This is a genomic window from Halpernia sp. GG3 (assembly GCF_052976925.2).
On record NZ_JBRIIR020000006.1, the window covers coordinates 299,293 to 316,906 of the forward strand.

The 17,614-nt window shown below is 32.7% G+C and carries 14 protein-coding genes; 6 read left to right on the forward strand and 8 right to left on the reverse strand.

Translation table 11 applies throughout. The features are described 5' to 3' along the window. Nucleotide 1: 1 nt before the first annotated feature. The 3 genes from ACVBED_RS02415 to ACVBED_RS02425 form a co-directional block, all read right to left on the reverse strand. A complete protein-coding gene (locus tag ACVBED_RS02415) occupies nt 2–727 on the reverse strand; it encodes an ABC transporter substrate-binding protein (protein WP_473094427.1) in 726 nt (241 codons plus the stop codon). 9 nt (nt 728–736) lie between these two features. Beyond that, nucleotides 737–2,053, reverse strand: a complete 1,317-nt coding sequence (mgtE, locus tag ACVBED_RS02420) for a magnesium transporter (protein WP_473094428.1) — start codon at nt 2,051–2,053, stop codon at nt 737–739. A gap of 78 nt (nt 2,054–2,131) precedes the next feature. Then, entirely contained in the window at nt 2,132–2,710 is a 579-nt protein-coding gene (locus ACVBED_RS02425) for a pyruvate decarboxylase (RefSeq protein WP_447120982.1), read from the reverse strand. A gap of 165 nt (nt 2,711–2,875) precedes the next feature. Between ACVBED_RS02425 and rpsO the strand changes: the two genes are divergently transcribed. Further along, the gene (gene rpsO / locus ACVBED_RS02430; RefSeq protein ID WP_447120983.1) at nt 2,876–3,145 is read left to right on the forward strand and encodes a 30S ribosomal protein S15; all 270 of its coding nucleotides are present in this window, start codon (nt 2,876–2,878) and stop codon (nt 3,143–3,145) included. Nucleotides 3,146–3,220: 75 nt separating this feature from the next. On the opposite strand, the gene ACVBED_RS02435 is transcribed toward rpsO, so the two are convergent. Continuing rightward, the gene (locus tag ACVBED_RS02435) at nt 3,221–3,463 is read right to left on the reverse strand and encodes a GlsB/YeaQ/YmgE family stress response membrane protein (protein WP_447120984.1); all 243 of its coding nucleotides are present in this window, start codon (nt 3,461–3,463) and stop codon (nt 3,221–3,223) included. Nucleotides 3,464–3,799: 336 nt separating this feature from the next. Here ACVBED_RS02435 and ACVBED_RS02440 point away from each other — a divergent pair, with 336 nt between their 5' ends. Next, nucleotides 3,800–5,977 (forward strand): polyribonucleotide nucleotidyltransferase, encoded by a 2,178-nt coding sequence (locus ACVBED_RS02440; RefSeq protein WP_447120985.1) that lies wholly within the window; start codon nt 3,800–3,802, stop codon nt 5,975–5,977. Nucleotides 5,978–6,089: 112 nt separating this feature from the next. Next, nucleotides 6,090–7,448, forward strand: coding sequence for an acyl-CoA dehydrogenase family protein (locus ACVBED_RS02445; protein WP_447120986.1), 1,359 nt, complete (start codon nt 6,090–6,092; stop codon nt 7,446–7,448). A 37-nt stretch (nt 7,449–7,485) separates the two neighbouring features. Here ACVBED_RS02445 and ACVBED_RS02450 read toward each other — a convergent pair whose 3' ends face one another. Both ACVBED_RS02450 and ACVBED_RS02455 read right to left on the reverse strand, forming a co-directional pair. After that, nucleotides 7,486–11,835, reverse strand: coding sequence for a hypothetical protein (locus ACVBED_RS02450; RefSeq protein WP_473094429.1), 4,350 nt, complete (start codon nt 11,833–11,835; stop codon nt 7,486–7,488). A 2-nt stretch (nt 11,836–11,837) separates the two neighbouring features. Beyond that, a complete protein-coding gene (locus tag ACVBED_RS02455) occupies nt 11,838–12,236 on the reverse strand; it encodes a hypothetical protein (protein WP_447120989.1) in 399 nt (132 codons plus the stop codon). A 120-nt stretch (nt 12,237–12,356) separates the two neighbouring features. Between ACVBED_RS02455 and ACVBED_RS02460 the strand changes: the two genes are divergently transcribed. After that, on the forward strand, nt 12,357–13,694 hold the full coding sequence (locus tag ACVBED_RS02460) for a cytochrome P450 (RefSeq protein WP_473094430.1): 1,338 nt from the start codon (nt 12,357–12,359) through the stop codon (nt 13,692–13,694). Between the two features lie 77 nt (nt 13,695–13,771). Further along, nucleotides 13,772–14,116 carry a HopJ type III effector protein gene (locus ACVBED_RS02465; protein WP_447120991.1) on the forward strand — a complete coding sequence of 115 codons (345 nt, stop codon included), beginning with the start codon at nt 13,772–13,774 and terminating at the stop codon, nt 14,114–14,116. 9 nt (nt 14,117–14,125) lie between these two features. Here the strand turns inward: ACVBED_RS02465 and ACVBED_RS02470 are convergent, their stop codons facing one another. Further along, complete coding sequence (locus ACVBED_RS02470) at nt 14,126–15,316, reverse strand: DUF1501 domain-containing protein (protein WP_447120992.1); 1,191 nt, start codon at nt 15,314–15,316, stop codon at nt 14,126–14,128. Between the two features lie 84 nt (nt 15,317–15,400). Continuing rightward, nucleotides 15,401–16,777: a DUF1800 domain-containing protein gene (locus ACVBED_RS02475; RefSeq protein ID WP_473094431.1), complete on the reverse strand. Its 1,377-nt coding sequence runs from the start codon at nt 16,775–16,777 to the stop codon at nt 15,401–15,403. Between the two features lie 253 nt (nt 16,778–17,030). On the opposite strand from ACVBED_RS02475, the gene ACVBED_RS02480 reads away from it, so the two are divergent. Continuing rightward, nucleotides 17,031–17,582, forward strand: coding sequence for a hypothetical protein (locus tag ACVBED_RS02480; protein ID WP_447120994.1), 552 nt, complete (start codon nt 17,031–17,033; stop codon nt 17,580–17,582). Nucleotides 17,583–17,614 lie beyond the last annotated feature (32 nt).

A 17,614-nucleotide genomic window follows, 5' to 3' on the forward strand; every position in this document is an offset into this window, starting at 1 on the left:
ATTAAATACGATCAACTAATGTTTTGTAGTAATTTTCATATTCACCAATATGACTTCCAAACCAGGAAAATGCTTCGCCATCGACGAGAATTATTTTCTTTTCTGGAAAGTTTTTTAGTAATTCTTTGACGTGATTTTCATTAAAGGGAAATGGTTCCGTTGAAAGGAAAAGATAATCTGCCTCTTTTATGTCGCTTAGATTAATTTCGGGATATCTTTTTTGTTCTTTAAAAATATTTTCAAAGCCGATCTTTTCTAAAATTTCATTAATAAAAGTATCGCCGCCAATTGTCATATATGGGTTTTGCCAAATTAAATAGGCGACTTTTTTTGGTTTATTATTTTCTTTAAAAGCGTCAAAAATAGCGGTAATTTTTTTATTAATTTTTTCCGCTTCCTTGTTTTTCTTCAAGACCATTCCCAATTCCCACAAGAATTTTTCATTATCCTTCAAATCAGCAATATCTGAAACCCATACCCGAAAGTACTGCGCTAATTCTTCAATCTGTTCTTTTGTATTTTCTTCTTTATTTGCTAAAATTAAATCTGGTTTTAAATCTTTAATTTTATCAATATTAAGATTTTTTGTGCCACCGACAATGGGAGTGTTTTTGACCAAATTTTCAGGATGAATGCAGAATTTTGTTCTTCCAACTAATTCATGATTTTCTAAACCCAGATCAAATAAAGTTTTTGTAATTGAAGGAACGAGCGAAATAATTTTCATAAAAGAAAGTTATAACAATTTCCCTGAAAGAAAAAGGCCCGCGATCGTAAAGTAAATAATTAGACCAGTAACATCTACAAGAGTGGCCACAAATGGCGCCGACGAAGTAGCAGGATCCAGTTTAAATTTCTTTAAAACAAAAGGAATCATTGAGCCGGAAAGTGTGCCCCATAAAACTACTAAAATAAGAGAAACTGAAACGCTTAAACCGATGGCAACCCAATGCTCACCGTAATTATACAGACCAGTTTTTTGCCAAGTCATAATTCTTAAAAAACCGATTAGCCCTAAAAGTGCACCGAGAAAAATACCCGAAATAATTTCCTTTTTCATCACATACCACCAGTCTTTCAGATTAATTTCTTGTAAAGCCATGGCACGGATAATTAAAGTAGCGGCTTGCGACCCAGAATTTCCACCGCTGGAAATAATTAGTGGAACAAACAGCGCTAAAACCACTGCTTTCTGAATTTCAAGTTCAAAATAACCCATTGCAGAAGCTGTCAGCATTTCGGAAACGAATAAAATGATTAGCCAGGTACCACGTTTTTTGATCATCTCTATCCACGAAGTTTGCGTGTATGGTAAATCTAAGGCTTCCAGACCACCAAATTTTTGAATATCTTCAGTATTCTGAGATTCAATTTGATCTAAGATGTCATCAATTGTCACAATCCCAACTAAAACACCAGAATCTGTAATGATTGGCAAAGCACTTCGATCGTATTTTTCAAAATAAGGAACTGCATCTTCTTTAGTCGTGGTTGTATTAATAGCGACAAATTCATTATCCGTCAGTTCGGAAATTAATTGATCTTCTTCTGCTAAAAGTAAAGTTCCAATAGTGATATCGTCAATTAATATGTTTTTTTCATCTACAACGTAGAGGAAATTCATAGTTTCAACTCTTTTCCCAACCTTTTTTATTTGCTCAAAACATCGTTTTACCGTCCATTCTTTCCGAATCTGGATATAGTAAGGTGTCATTAAACGTGCGATGGAATTAGAATCGTAACCTAAAAGCTTTAGCGCTACGCGTCTCTCTTGTGGGTTTAGTAAATTGATCGAAGACTTAATAAGTTCATCAGGAAAATCTTCGAAAAGTTGTGTTCTGTCATCCGGCGACATGTCATTTAAAATATCCGAAACCTCATGAGAAGCCATACTTCGAATGGTTTCTTCCTGAAAATCTGGATCTAAATGAGAAAAAACGTCTGTTTTATATTCTTTCGGAACTTTTAAAAATGCAATCAGCCTCTCTTCTGGATGCAGTGCACTCAGATTTTCGGCGATATCGGCAGGGTTTAAAATTTGTTTCGCAATCATAAAGCGTCCTCATTTTTAGGTGGCGCAAAATTAAAAGAAAATTTTTAAAAAATAGGGTTAATTTTAATTAATGTGGGATTATAATTTCCGTTCCATCAATTTATTGCTGCGTACTTCTTGAGACATTTTTATCAAAGCGCCTACAGTTCCTATTTTAATAGAATTTTCTGCAGAGCCTAGCATTCTTCCCTTCGTTTTGAAAGTGTCATAAGAAGTCTCAATAATAAAATTTCCCGCGGAATCATACAATTTCAGGCTCACAATAACTTGGTTTGAGAAGACATATTTCCCAATTCCAACTTTAAAATATTTTACTTTTGGGATGAGAACAGCATCAGCCTGATTGTTCGCGCAAAGTTCTTTAAGAGCATCTATTTTTGTAAAACCGTAGTTTGCGGCAGCATTAATTCTTAATAATTTGTAATTGCCAAGAATTTTTAATTCATCACTTAATGCACTGAAATAAGCGGTATTTGTCGGTTCTTTTATTTCTTCAATATCTGGGAAGACTTCTGGGTCATAGATAATTATGGTCTGAATTTTTGGAACTTTCACCTGTCTGTTAATATATTCCACGCGGTTTCCTGCGGTTGCACAACTAATTATTATGCACGCGCTTACTGTAATAACAACGCCAAAAAATAAAACTTTTTTCATCCGCCTTTTGCTGCAACAAAAATACGACCATAATTCTTATTTAATTATATAATATCATTAATTTAATTTAATATTTTGGTATGAAATAGAAATAAATTTTAAATCTTAGATATTTTATCGTACTTTTGCCACCGTTACATAATAATCATTTAAAACAATATTGGAATGTACTTAACACCAGAAACTAAAGCAGAGATATTCGCAAAACATGGCGAGTCTGCAAAAGACACAGGAAAAGCTGAAGGACAAATTGCTCTTTTTACTTTCCGTATCAACCACCTTTCAGGTCACCTGAAAAAAAACCACAAAGATTACGCAACAGAGAGATCTCTTGTACTTTTGGTAGGTAAAAGAAAAGCACTTTTAGATTATCTAAAAAAGAAAGACGTTTTACGTTATCGTGCAATTATTGCAGAATTAGGATTAAGAAAATAATCTTTTCGTGATAGAAAATATAAAAGCAACTCCAAAAGAGTTGCTTTTTTTTATTTCTTAATGATGAGGATTTTTCTAAATCCTTCTGCCATTTAATAAATTAATAATTGCCAGCAAGACAATTGCGCCAACGGCTCCAGTTAAAATCTGGCCAATTATAGCCGTACCGAAAAAAGTTCCTAAAAGCCAATAGCCAATAAAGCCACCGATAATTCCAACGATAATATTTCCTATTAAACCAAGGCTACCACCTTTAAAAATGAGTGAGCCTAACCAACCTGCAACTCCACCTATAATTAATGTCCATAAAATTCCCATAATGTTAAATTTTTAAAATGTTAAATGTTGTTATGATTTTCGAAATATCCAAATTTGTGCCGAAATTTATCTTAAACTTAAAAAATATTTCAATTGTGGAAAATATTTTATTTAGAAATAATTAGAAGAAAATTTGAAAAAATATTATAATTGCAGCTGCTAAAAAAGTTTGATAAAAAAAGTTTTTGATGACCTTTTAATATGATTTAATAATATGATATTATATGTTGCCAAAAAATTGACTCATGAAAAATTCCGTATCTTTGCACCCGTAAAAATAAGTTTATATATTAACCGCAATCAATACGGATTGCACAGAAGAAACAATTACAATTTATGAATGCTCCACAAGCAATTATTGAAAAATTTCAATTAAAAGATGGGCGTGAGATCACGCTGGAAACAGGAAAATTGGCGAAACAAGCCGATGGTTCTGTAGTAGTAAGATGTGGCGGAACAATGCTTTTAGCAACCGTTGTCGCCAGTAAAGATGCCAAAGAAGGTGTAGATTTCTTACCTTTAACGGTAGATTACAGAGAAAAATTCTACGCAGGTGGAAAAATTCCTGGTAACTTTTTTAGAAGAGAAGCAAGACCTTCAGATGAAGAAATCTTGACTATGAGATTAGTTGACCGCGTTTTGCGTCCACTTTTCCCGTCAGATTTTCATGCAGAGGTTCAAGTGATGATTTCACTTATTTCTTATGATAAAGAAGTAATGCCAGAAACTTTAGCAGGTTTAGCAGCATCTGCAGCAATTGCAGTATCTGATATTCCTTTTAACGGACCAATGTCTGAAGTAAGAGTAGTAAGAATTGATGGACAATTATCCACAAACCCTAGCATGGAAAATGCAGCAAAAGCTGATTTAGACATTATGGTTGGCGGAACAAAAGATTCTATCGTAATGGTAGAAGGCGAGATGAAAGAGATTTCTGAGGCGGAAATGATTGAAGCAATCAAATATGCGCACGAAGAGATTAAAGTTCAAGTTCAGGCGCAAGAAAATTTAGCATCAAGAATTGAAAGTTCAAAAATAAAAAGAGAATATTCCCACGAAAATCACGACGAAGATATTCGTAAGAAAGTTTGGGCAGAAACTTATGATAAAGTGTATGCTGTTGCCACTTCACCTTCTGCAAAAGAAGAAAGAAGTGAAAATTTCAAAGCAGTTTTAGTTGATTTCTTAGCACAATATTCTGAGGAAGAATTAGCAACGGTAAAACCGTTCGCAAAAGTTTATTACCACGATGTGGAAAAAGAAGCGATGCGCCAAATGGTTCTTAACGAAGGTATTAGATTAGACGGAAGAGATTCTAAAACGATCCGTCCAATTTGGTCGGAAGTTGATTACCTTCCCGGAGCGCACGGATCTGCAGTTTTCACCAGAGGTGAAACACAATCTTTAACCGCAGTAACTTTAGGTTCTGTGAAAGATGCGAATATGGTAGATACAGTGGCTATTAATTATGATCAAAAATTCTTTTTACATTACAATTTCCCACCATTTTCTACGGGCGAAGCAAGACCTTTAAGAGGAACTTCACGTCGTGAAGTTGGTCACGGAAATTTAGCGCAAAGAGCGTTGGCAAATATGATCCCAACAGAAAATCCTTACACAATCCGTATTGTTTCTGATATTTTAGAATCAAACGGTTCATCTTCTATGGCAACGGTTTGCGCCGGAACTTTAGCATTGATGGATGCAGGTGTTCAAATTACAAGACCAGTTTCTGGGATTGCAATGGGATTAATTACCGATCCAAAATCTGGTAAATTCACGGTTCTTTCTGATATCTTAGGTGATGAAGATCATTTAGGTGACATGGATTTCAAAGTTACCGGAACAGAACGTGGAATTACGGCTTGTCAAATGGATATTAAAGTAGATGGTTTGTCTATGGATATCATGGAATCAGCTTTAAATCAATCTAAAGAAGGACGTTTACACATTTTAGGTGAAATGTTGAAGACGTTAGATGCACCAAGAAATGATGTAAAACCTCATGCTCCAAAAATGGAAGTAATGGAAATTTCCAAAGACTTCATTGGCGCGATCATCGGACCTGGAGGAAAAATCATCCAGCAAATGCAGAAGGATTTCGAAACTGTTATTGCGATTGAAGAAATTGGCAACATCGGTAGAATTGAAATTTCAGGTATCAACCGAGCAAATATTGATGCGACTATTGCCACTATTAAACAAATCTGTTTCGTACCAACTGTGGGTGAAGTTTACAATGGTAAAGTGGTTAAAGTAATGGATTTTGGTGCTTTCGTAGCGATTGCAAAAGGTGTTGAAGGTTTGCTTCACATCTCAGAGATCGAATGGGCCCGTTTGGACAAAGTTCCTTACAACGAAGGCGATATGGTAGAAGTGAAATTTATGGGCTTTGATGACCGTAAAAAAATGAAACTTTCCCGAAAAGTTTTGTTGGAAAGACCTCCGAGAGAAGAGCGTCCAAGTAACGACAGACCTAGAGAAGACCGTCCTGAGAATAATAACCAAGGATAAGATTTAATTCTTTATACAATAGAAACTCCCGATTTTTTCGGGAGTTTTTTTGTTAAGTTCTGAAGAATTGTCTTCAAAACTTTTTTTGTATCTTTTTTTTAAATTTAAAAAGATGTCAAACCTATTTTCAAATATCAGAAACGCAATCCAGTTATTCAAATCGATAGACTTGGAGGAACTTTCAAAAATATCAGAAAAAGTAGATCTTCCCAAATTAATGGATGGTTTTTCTAAAATGGATGATAAACAGATAAAAAGTTTTATGAAAGCCATTGATCCCGATAAAAAGAAAAAAGAATTACCACCAGTTGACGGCGATTTCTACGATGTCTTCAATACTTTGACGCAGGAGCAAAAAGAAATCCAAATGAAAGTCCGCACTTTTATGGAAACTGAAGTGAAACCTTTGGTGAATAATTATTGGTTACATGACGAATTTCCTTTTCAGATCATCGAAAAGTTTAAAGAATTAAATGTTTGCGGCGTAACTTACAAAGGTTACGGTTGTCCGAATATGCCTTTTCTAATGGAGGGTGTTTTAGCCATGGAAATGGCAAGAGTTGATGCTTCGATCGCGACATTTTTTGGCGTTCAGTCGGGACTTTCGATGGGTTCAATTTACCTCTGTGGATCAGAAGCGCAGAAACAAAAATGGTTGCCACCAATGCAGAAATTTGAAAAAATAGGCGCTTTTGGTTTAACGGAACCTGAAGTAGGTTCAGGTGTAGCAGGCGGAATGACCACTACCTGTAAAAAAACACCGGAAGGTTATATTTTGAACGGTCAGAAAAAATGGATAGGCAATGCTACTTTTGCTGATGTCATTATCATTTGGGCCAGAAGTTTAGACGATGGCGAAGTAAAAGGTTTTATTCTGGAAAAAGACAATCCCGGATTTGCAGTAGAAAAAATTAAAGGAAAAATGGCACTTCGAATTATTCAAAATGGCTTGATCACTTTGACGGATTGTTTAATTACCGTCGACAACAAATTAGAACACGCCAATTCTTTCAAAGATACTGGAAATGTCTTGCGAATGACGCGCGCTGGAGTCGCGTGGATGGCGACAGGTTGCGCAAGAGGCGCGTACGAAAGTGCTTTGGCTTACACAAAAACCCGTGAACAGTTTGGAAAACCGATTGCGTCTTTCCAGATGATACAGGGGCATCTGGTAGAAATGCTTTCTAATCTTACGGCGATGCAAACCATGGTTTTCCGTTTGTCTGAAATGCAGGATGAAGGTATTTTAAAAGACGAACACGCCTCGCTCGCCAAAGTTTTCTGTACAATGAGAACCCGCGATATTGTTTCCCGCGCCCGCGAAGTTCTCGGTGGAAACGGCATTTTACTGGAATACGACGTCGCCAGATTTGTCGCCGATGCGGAAGCCATTTATTCCTACGAAGGCACGAAGGAAATTAATTCTTTGATTGTGGGTAGAAGTATTACGGGTTTTAGTGCGTTTGTTTAGAATGGATAATTGGCAAATAACTTGTTTTTTCTGAAAATCAATTGTTCTTTTTTTTATAAAGAATTAGATTTTCCCTAATGTAGTACGCTTTAGAAGAACCCAAATCTATCATTAAATTTAAAAACCATAGGAATTCATCTAACAATAATGCATCTTCTTTTATAATCTTCAATTTGTCTTTAAAACACTTAATAGCAAGTTTTTCACTGTAATAATAATTTACCTCAATTAACTGCTTAATATCGGATTTCAGATGTTTGGTTAAAACTTTTATTCCGCTTGGCATCAAACTTTGAAAACCAATACCAGATAAAAGTTGCATTAAAGAATTTATATCCACATAATTCAGTTTCTCTATTTTTTTTAAATAAATATTTGATCTTGTTTCGTCCTGCAATATTATCCAATTATCTGCTTCGGATCTCCAATTACCAGAAAATAGAAATTCTTGATTGAATAACTTCGTACCATCTTTAACTTTTAAATAAAGTATTTCCCAATAAACCCATAAATTATTTAATATTTTTTCAGAGTCGCTATTGCTATCAACTTTGTAATAAAACAATTGAATTGTTTCTTTGATAAATTTTATAACATCATATTGTTCACGGTTTTCAGGTTTAAAATTAATCCCCTTATCTATTAAAAACTCAACAAATAGATTTGTGTTTTCATTTGAAGGAATTTCAAAAAGAAAGTCGACAATAATTCCTTTTATAGAAGAACCTATTTTATGATAATTATATCTTTCTTTTCCGAATAAATATGATTCGAGTTGGGCAATAAATATTTTCTCAAGAAAATTATACGAAAAATTATATTCATTAAAAATAGGGAAAATATTTATTGCTTTATCTAAATCCCAGTGAGAATATTTAAGGTAAGTTAGATCTGTAAACTCACAATCTTTATCATTCTGCTCAATAAAATCTAAAATTTCTTTTTCTTCACTTTGAATTTTTTTTATTTCTCTTTTTGAATATTGAATGTGTTTTTTATATTTTTTGTTAAATTCAGAATATAAAATTAATCCAATGAAGGAATTGTAAGCAAATTGGTAATCTATATCCCAGACAACTTTAATGAATGAATTATACAAATGCTTTAGATGCATATCCTCTTTAGGATGAAAATCTCTGATAAATGAAAAGATAAGATTTTTGATTTCGTCAATTTGTTTATCAGATAATTTATTTTTAAAAGAAAGTAGATTCGGTAGAGAATGATAAACTGATTGATAATCATAAATACTTATGGAAAAATATAAATTTTTAAATTCATGTTCTTTTTTCTTCTCATCATAGAGTTTCGAGCCAATTTCTAAAATTTTGTCAATGCAAAATTGAAATTCATCTTCAGTTAAATTAGTGCTGAATAAATCCAGACCTAAAGTTGCAAGAGTGCCGATTGGAAATGGACTCAAATTATAAAAATCAGGGGTTCCATTTTTTTTGAAATATTCAAAACTTTCTTGCCAATATTCATATGAAATATTTTCTTCTGATTTTTTTTGAAAAGTTTGAGCAATCCATAAAGTATATTTTGAATATTCATTTTGAATATCACTTTGTTTTTCGTTACGTTGCATTTCTTTTTCTAAAGATTCATCGACTGAATAATTTGGGGATATTTGTATAACTTTTTTACCTTCTTGTTCAATCTCTTCAATTTTTTGTTTTCTACGGTCAATTTCTGATAGTAATTTTAAAAAATAAACATCTCCTTTGTCGTGCTTATTTTCCAAATTATCAATCATCTCAAATATTCGTCCGTCTAAATTTCCGTAGAATAATTGATATTGTAGTAAGAAGCCAGTTAAACCTTTATGATATTTCTGTCTATGTTCCCAATCTAAAGCTTTTTTTCTCTCTTCGTCACATAATTTATCTTCCGCTGAATATTGAGGTAGACCAAGTAATGAACTGCCCAAATAATCATTAGACCATCTGTTCCTATCCCAATCGAAAATATGCTTGTCAGATAGAAGTGGTAAAAATTTATCTCCTACTTTTTCAGGATAAGCCATTGTTATACTTGAAACAACAGATATAAGAACTACAGAATTAGCTTTAGTGTAGATTTGATCAAAAAAAGACTGAATAAATTGGTCAACTTCTTCTAAATTAAGTTTTCCTATTTCATATAAATATCTTTCCAAAGCAACAACAATTGATTGCAATAAATAAGGAACTGTGATTTGACCACCGCGATTAACTGACCACAAATACATGGATCCGTAAATTGTATAACTTTTTTCATTATAAGTGATTTCAATCGGTGTTATGTCATCTGCATTTCTTGCAAAACCATCTTCTTTTAAAAAATCTGATTTAACGTAATTGTCAACAGAGTAATTAGTAAATTCTATAATAAAATCTAATGCTTTCCAAGGATTAGATTTCAGCAATTTGTAAATGAATGTTTGATATGCACTTTGAGGAAAATAACTAAAATCATGTTTAGTCGTCAAACCAAAATGATGTTCAATTCCCGTTTCATGATGTTCGAAGCCGAACTGATTATTAAATTTTACTTTTTTTTTGTGTTTCCACTTAAGATTTGCTAATTCTGTAAGTTCATTTGGGAAGAATTCTGGCAAGGTTCCAGAGTGGAAATGAGACAAAGCATATTTGATTTGCTTCTCTTTTTTATCTCTTATTTTGTAATTTTCCTCTTCCTCTTTAATAAATAAATTAGCAAGCAATATTTTTATTTCATCTGGAATGTATTTCGCCAATTTATAAAGTAATTTTATTCCTTTTTCTGTTAGTGAATTGCTTTCTCCCGCATTCATCCAATCTGCACCTTCCTCAAAATTATTTAAAATCTTATCAATAATTTTACCGACATACTTTGGTGTATCTAAATTGGTAATTGTTCCAAAATATAGAATATTTTCCCAATCATATAAAAACCTTAATATTTGAACGTCTATTTCTGAAACTTTGTCAATATTTTCAAACAAAAATGTTATGACAAAATCCCACCCTTTATTATTGGGAGATTGATTAAAATCTTTCCCACTAATTTTAAGTAAGTGGATTACTTTTTTAAGTAGATTTAAATCATCTTCTAAAAGTTCATCTTTATTCTCAATAAAAAATTTCTTGCATAAATCAGACTTGATAATTGCGATTAAAATCTCATCTTTCCAATGATTTTCAATTGATGGATTGTTAATTGTTTCAATCACAAAGTTATAAATCCAATTTTCAGATTCTTCTACTTTAGATTCAATCCATAATCTATATCCTCTTCTAATAGCAGGTTCATTAGACAACAAATCATAAAAGACATTAATTTTAGGATTGTTAATTTTTAAATTATTTATATATTTAATCAATCCCCAATCTTCAAATATATCGTGTGATGGAGCATATAATTGGTTTTCTTCAAACAAAATTCCATCGGATTTCAATCTATGTATAATATCTGAATCAAATTCTTTTACGGTTGTTAGTAGGGTAAGATTTTTTGCCCTTTTCACAACAACATCAATAAAAGTATTTTGTCTGTTTTGTTCAAAAAGTATATTACTTCCACCAACTACATTATTCCAAAGTTGCTTTTTAAATTCAGTGATATCAATGATTGATAAATCTTCATCTGTAATTGAAATCAGTTTTTCAGCCAAAGAAAGATATTTCGGTATTTTAACAATTTCAGAAAGATGTTCATTTTGAACAATGGAATCAAGTGCAGGTATATATTTAACAAAGTGTTCCAATTCTTCGACGGTAAGTGGCGGTACGTTTATAATTGTTGAATTATTTTGCAATAATTTTTTATCGATATAATTAAATAGTAATTTATCTAACGCATAACTTCGACAAGAGGTAATCAATTTGATACTCTTATTTTCTCCTAAAATTGTAATTAATTCTTTAAACGCTTCAGCATCTCCTTCCAACAATTTTTCAAAACTGTCTATGTAAATTAACTTATTAGGAAACTCTTCAAACTCATTAAATATTTCAGTAATACTGATAGAAACATTTATTTCGTGCAAAGTATTCAAAAGAGAACTTCTTAAGAACTGATCTGCTGCAAAAGAAACTATGCAAGTGTTTTCAAGTGATCCCAGAATTTGTTTCGCATATGCAGATTTTCCTGAACCTGCTTCTCCGTCAATGAAAATAAATTGATTTTCATTCAACATTTCTGAAATGGATAATTCAGTTAGATTTCTCTCTATCTTAACTCCAGATATATCTGATTGAATTTTATTTAATACATTTTTTGTTTGTTCAATGATACTTTTTAATTTAACTTCATTATTTTCAAGATTAATAATAATTTTCTGAATAAAATTATTATCCCCATTAATAAAATCGCCACCATCAGTATTAATCGTAGAATTATCAATTGTATTTTTATCTTCTTTCACTTTTACGATACTTTGTTATTGTCACCATTCATAAAATTTCCACCTCCGGTATTTACATTCCCCGTAATTACATTTTTGCTATTTGTTATCTCATTGCTTGTTTTGGGCAAATTTTGCAAAATTTCTTTTAAATATTTTTCATTTTCAGGATTATCCTCGATAGAATTCTCAATAATTGTTTTGACAGCAAATTGATTTTCGATACTTTCAGGTTTATTTACTAAATTTTTTAAAGTATTTTTTGGTTCGCCATCTTTAAAAAATAAAGATTTTAGCCAACTAATACTTCCGTCGGTTAAATTTTCGCTACTTTTTTCTACTATTTTCTCTGCACCTTTTTTAACCATTTCTATTAAGAAAGGGTATAATACTGCTACTGATGAAATTGTGATTGGATCCATATTTTTATTAATTTTTCTAAATTTAAGAATAATAATTAAAGAGAAATTACGGTTTCCCATAATCGCAAAATTTTCCCAAAAAATTTAGCCGTAATTTAGCTCGAAATATAGAAAAGAACTGTGTATAATTATCCACCAAAAGTCAGCGAGAAAAATATATGGAAAACCTTGTTGAAGTTGAACAGTGATCCGATCGCTATTATTTCTCAAAATTTTCGGGAACTGGGAAATACCTATACTTTACTTTCTTTTTTGGTGAAAAAGCGTTTTGTCTTTAGCCGTGATCCCGAACTGTTTGATTATGTGTTGCGGAAGAATCAAAAAAATTATGAGAAATCTGCCATTCAAACCCATGTTTTAGGGAAATATCTGGGCAAAGGTTTATTGACGAATACCGGCAAAAACTGGCTGAAACAACGCCGCCTCATTCAGCCTAATTTTAGCAATAAAAATATAGAACTGCTGCACCAAACGATGGTCGATCAAATCAACGCGACCATTGAAAGTGAGATCAAAAATGAAACGATCGATCTTTATAAAATGACCAACAGTCTCACTTTTAATATCATCGCGAAAACTTTATTTGGAAATTCGATCGACTCTACCCAGATCCTGAGAGTTTCAGGTTCTATTACTGAAATTCAAAAAATGTTCATCAAAGAAGTGCGAAAACCATTTTTCATGTCCTGGTATAGAATCTCGGGACAACTGAAAAAACACCTTCAACTGTCGGATAATATGCGTGAAGTTTTCCGGGAAATTATTCTGAAAAGACAAAGTGAAAGGGGAGAATTTAATGACATCCTGCAAAATCTTTTGAATAGCAGATACGAAGACAGCGGCGAACCCATGGTGATGGAACAGCTGATAGACGAAATTATAATATTGTTTGTAGCAGGACAAGAAACGTCTGCAAATGCGCTGGCTTACACCTTATTTTTGATTGAAAATAATGACAGTGAAAAGCAATTATTATTAAAGGAAATAAACGATCTGGGCGAAGATTTTTTATCTCTAAAATCACTTTTTGGAAATTCTAAAACAATGACTATTCTTAAAGAATCATTGCGCCTGTATCCGCCCGCGTGGATCATAGACAGAGTGGCTCTGGAAGATGATTCTTTTAAAGACTGGTCCTGGGAAAAAGGCACGATCGTAGAATTTTTGCTTTACGATATGCATAGAAATCCTGTTTACTGGGAGCGGCCCAATTCTTTTCTTCCCAAAAGATTTGAAGATGAAGACCTAAAAAGTAAACCTTATTTCCCTTTTGGAAGTGGGGCGAGATACTGTATCGGCGAACATTTTGCCTACATGGAAATGATACTTTTTTTAAGATTATTTTATAAAAAATACCAGTTGGAACTTGAGACCAAAGAAATGAAAACCATCGCGTTAATAACTTTAAGACCCGTAGAATTAAGAGGAAAGATTGTTTCAAATTCTGTGGGTGATTGATCATTCATAAATTAAGATTTTTGCTAAAGATAATATTGACGTTGAATAAATTAAACCGCATTCAAATAACTTAAAAAATGATATTAAATAAACTAAAAACCGCACACAAAGAAATAGATTTTAAAGAAGTCATTGCGTTTATTGATGAACAATATGATTTCACGCCGACTAAATTTACGAATGGAGATACTGTGAACGAAGCCAATGAAAATAATGGTTCTTGCAAAGTATTTGGTTTTGCGAAACTAAATGACTTATCTAAAGAGGAAACGCTCGCACTTTTTGGGGCTTTTTATAGAGAAGATGTTCTAGATAACCCAGACGGAAATGACCATCAAAATATCAGAAATTTTCTGAAATTTGGTTGGGATGGAATTTCTTTCGAGAATGAAGTTTTAAAAATAAAAAATACTTTATTATAAATTTAAAATTTAAACAAAATCATAAACACCGTTCTTCCAGCCCAAAATTTTAGTAGAATCTGCATTGAGCCAATTTTTTAAAACAGTTGCATAAACTTTCCGGAAATCTTCGGTGTAAATTAAATCACCATCGTTGAGGTTTTGCAAATCTGGAAGCGCGTTGAGGACTCCTTTTTTCTTTAATCCGCCGGAAAGAAAAAACATCTGGTTGGCCGTTCCATGGTCTGTTCCGTTGCTTGCATTTTGAGAAACGCGACGCCCGAATTCTGAAAACGTCATTAACAAAACGTGATCAAACAGGCCGTTTTTCTTTAAATCTGCGACAAATGCTTTTACTGCATCATTGATATCACCAAATAATTTCTCCTGTCTTTGGTTTTGGTTAACGTGTGTGTCAAAACTACCTACCTGTAAGTAATAAACTTTGGTATTAATGTCAGATTTTATGAGAGATGCCACCGTTTTAAAATCTTTACCTAATGAAGAATTTGGATAATCTTCGGTTGAACTTTTTGCTTTACTTTTATCAAAAATATAACCTGCGTTATTAACAGTTGAGCCTAAAGTCTGGTACAAATAATCTACTGTTTCAGAAGAATGATCATGGTGATCGTATAAGGTTTTGAAATATTTTTCGCGACTTGTTTCGTACATTTTTTTTGGATCTTTAAATGCAAAAGCTTTTTTAGATTTCCCTTTCATTGCCAAACTCAGCATATCATCAACCTCCAAAGCTTGTGTGGGGTGATCACAATTATAGCAGGCTTCATCTAAATAACGACCAACCCAACCAGTTTGTAAATATTCTTTGCTGTCGCTTGCAGATTGCCAAATATCCATACTTCGGAAGTGGGATTTGTCAGGGTTTGGATAGCCAACGTTATTTAAAACTGCCATCTCACCATTGTCGTAAAGTTCTTTAAAGAAACTTAGAGCAGGATTTATCCCCACCTCATCCGTTAAGTTAAGTGCATTTTTTATGGCGATCGTTTGTCTTTCTTTAAAATAAATATCATTTCGCATCGGAATAATAGTATTTAAACCATCGTTTCCGCCACTAAATTGCAGAACTACTAAAATTCTATTTTTTTGTTCCTGAATGGCATTTTCATATGTCATTGCTTTTAGAAAATTAGGCATCATAAATGAAGCTGCGGCTAAGGAACTTACTTTTAAAAATTCTCTTCTTTTAAGTATCATGGGAAAGGATTTTAAATTAGATTAGAGATTTTAGATGTTAATTTCACTAAAATTTATTACCGAACGATTTACAACTAATAAACATTAACAAAGCTGATATTCCGGGACGCTCATTACATTGATAATGTTCATCTTAATACTTCCGTCAGAAAATTGATTAATATAGCTTCCATCACCGTTTAATTTTTTTTGCAAGAGTATATTGGCAACGTTTTTATCTTTAAATACAGCTTCTATTTGTGGCCAATTGATCGTAAAAGCAGTGCTGTTGAATTTTTTATTTACAGTATAATCTTTACTCATGCCCATTTCCACATCATCATCAATTTTCGGTTTTAATTCTAAAGGCCGCAGTCCACTCCAGATTTGTGGTAACTGCATCCGTAAAAGTAGAGTAGAGCTGTCAATCCAGGATTCGCCCGAAGGCCAACCTGCAACATTTGGCGGATAAAGTAACATTTGACCGAGTAATTTTTGATATGTAATTAAAGTTTTTGTGTTGTCGATCTTTGTAGGTAAAATTCTCATGATGCCTGCCATCAATTCTATGGGAGATTTTATTTTTGCTCCGATATTTTTTTGGTCATAAAACCAAGTGGAGCTAAAAATTTCCGTCATTAATTTTTTTATATCATAGTTGGACTTATAAAATTTCTCGCTTAAATCTGTAACTATCGCTTCATTAATTGTTTCATTGACAAAGAATTTATAGATTTTTTTGGTAATAAATTTTGCTGTTGCTTTTTGTGCTAATATAATATCTAAAACTTCATCACCATTAAAATTTCCCGTTTCCCCCAAAAAAGTTTTAGTACTATCATCGTGTAAGCGAGGTCTTTCGTAGAAACCTCCCTCTTTTTGGTAACCCCAGCCAGTAAATGCGCGCGCGCCTTCTTTTACATCTTTTTCAGTATAGTTACCCCGACCCATAGTGAATAATTCCATTACTTCCCGTGCGAAATTTTCATTTGGATGGTCTTTTTTGTTTTGTTGGTTATTTAAAAATTGAAGCATCGCAGGCGATTTTGAAACGGCTTTTAGTAAGTCACCAAAATTCCCTAATGCTTTGTTGCGAACAATATTTAGTAAATCCTGATTAAACAGCGCACTGTTTACGCGTGTAGCAAAATGCCCATTCCAGAAAAAAGCCATTTTTTCCTGCAGTTGATTTTCAGAATTAACCATTTCATTAAAAAACTTTAAATTCAAATCAACATTTTGTTCCTGATTTTTTTTTAATTTTTCTTTTTTTGCATCGGCGTCTAATTTCGCAATCATAGAATAATCTAAATCATCCCCGGGTAAAACTAAATCGAACGGCTTTAGATTACTTTTAGACTTTATCTCCGACCAGAATTCTTCAGTACTTTTCTCATTTAAATCATCGATCTGATGAAACTGAATTCCAAAACCTGCACGGGAAAGCAGATGTTTATTTTTTTCGAAGTTTGAAATTGCCATTGTTAACTTTCGCTTTTTGATTGAAGATTTAGAATAAAGTTAAAACAACAAATAAAAATTTAGATAAAATAAAAATTAACGAGATCTTAAATGAAAAAATTAAACAACAATTTAATTTTTTCCTATTTTATTAAATTTTTAAGTAATTGTAAATCAATTATTTAATTATCTTTCTAAGTGAAAAATTAAACGCGAGCTATTTATTTGGCATAATTATTTCTCAACTTACATTTTAAAATTAAAAATAGATATTATGAAAATGATTAAACAGACAGTTTTAGGTTTAGGATTATTTACCGCAAGTTTAGTGAGCGCGCAAAGTGCTGACATGACCAATATCCTTAAAATCGGAATTAATGGAGGCATAGCCGTACCAAAGGGAAATGCATCAGCAAGTGTAGGCGCAGATCTTTCTTACCAATATCTCGTAACTCCGGGTTTCGGACTAGGTCTTGCAACCGGTTACAACCAATTTTTTGGTAAAGACAATAATAATGATTTTGCGGTAATTCCCGCAGCTGTACTTTTAAGATATTATCCAATGCAAAGTGGATTTTATGCTGGCGCAGATTTAGGTTACGGATTTATAACAGGTAGCGATTACGTAAATTCGACTTCGGCAGTTCAGAGACCAGATGGTGGTTTTTATTTAAAACCAGAGCTTGGATATCACAACCGAGATTGGAATTTCTTCGTTCACTATACAAAAGTTTTCACTGGTAATAAGGGTGAAATTGGAGCGCAAAAATACAATGCAGGAACTATTGGCGCCGGCTTTGGCTACAATATTCCTTTAGGAAAATAAAACATAACTATTTTAAACCTTTTTAAATTTTA

Excerpts from the sequence above, each read along its gene's own strand:
- ACVBED_RS02445 (WP_447120986.1), top strand. The coding sequence starts at position 6,090 with ATGTCAAACCTATTTTCAAATATCAGAAACGCAATCCAGTTATTCAAA.
- ACVBED_RS02455 (WP_447120989.1), bottom strand. The coding sequence starts at position 12,236 with ATGGATCCAATCACAATTTCATCAGTAGCAGTATTATACCCTTTCTTA.
- mgtE (WP_473094428.1), bottom strand. The coding sequence starts at position 2,053 with ATGATTGCGAAACAAATTTTAAACCCTGCCGATATCGCCGAAAATCTG.
- ACVBED_RS02415 (WP_473094427.1), bottom strand. The coding sequence starts at position 727 with ATGAAAATTATTTCGCTCGTTCCTTCAATTACAAAAACTTTATTTGAT.
- ACVBED_RS02435 (WP_447120984.1), bottom strand. The coding sequence starts at position 3,463 with ATGGGAATTTTATGGACATTAATTATAGGTGGAGTTGCAGGTTGGTTA.
- ACVBED_RS02440 (WP_447120985.1), top strand. The coding sequence starts at position 3,800 with ATGAATGCTCCACAAGCAATTATTGAAAAATTTCAATTAAAAGATGGG.
- rpsO (WP_447120983.1), top strand. The coding sequence starts at position 2,876 with ATGTACTTAACACCAGAAACTAAAGCAGAGATATTCGCAAAACATGGC.
- ACVBED_RS02425 (WP_447120982.1), bottom strand. The coding sequence starts at position 2,710 with ATGAAAAAAGTTTTATTTTTTGGCGTTGTTATTACAGTAAGCGCGTGC.
- ACVBED_RS02465 (WP_447120991.1), top strand. The coding sequence starts at position 13,772 with ATGATATTAAATAAACTAAAAACCGCACACAAAGAAATAGATTTTAAA.
- ACVBED_RS02470 (WP_447120992.1), bottom strand. The coding sequence starts at position 15,316 with ATGATACTTAAAAGAAGAGAATTTTTAAAAGTAAGTTCCTTAGCCGCA.
- ACVBED_RS02480 (WP_447120994.1), top strand. The coding sequence starts at position 17,031 with ATGAAAATGATTAAACAGACAGTTTTAGGTTTAGGATTATTTACCGCA.
- ACVBED_RS02475 (WP_473094431.1), bottom strand. The coding sequence starts at position 16,777 with ATGGCAATTTCAAACTTCGAAAAAAATAAACATCTGCTTTCCCGTGCA.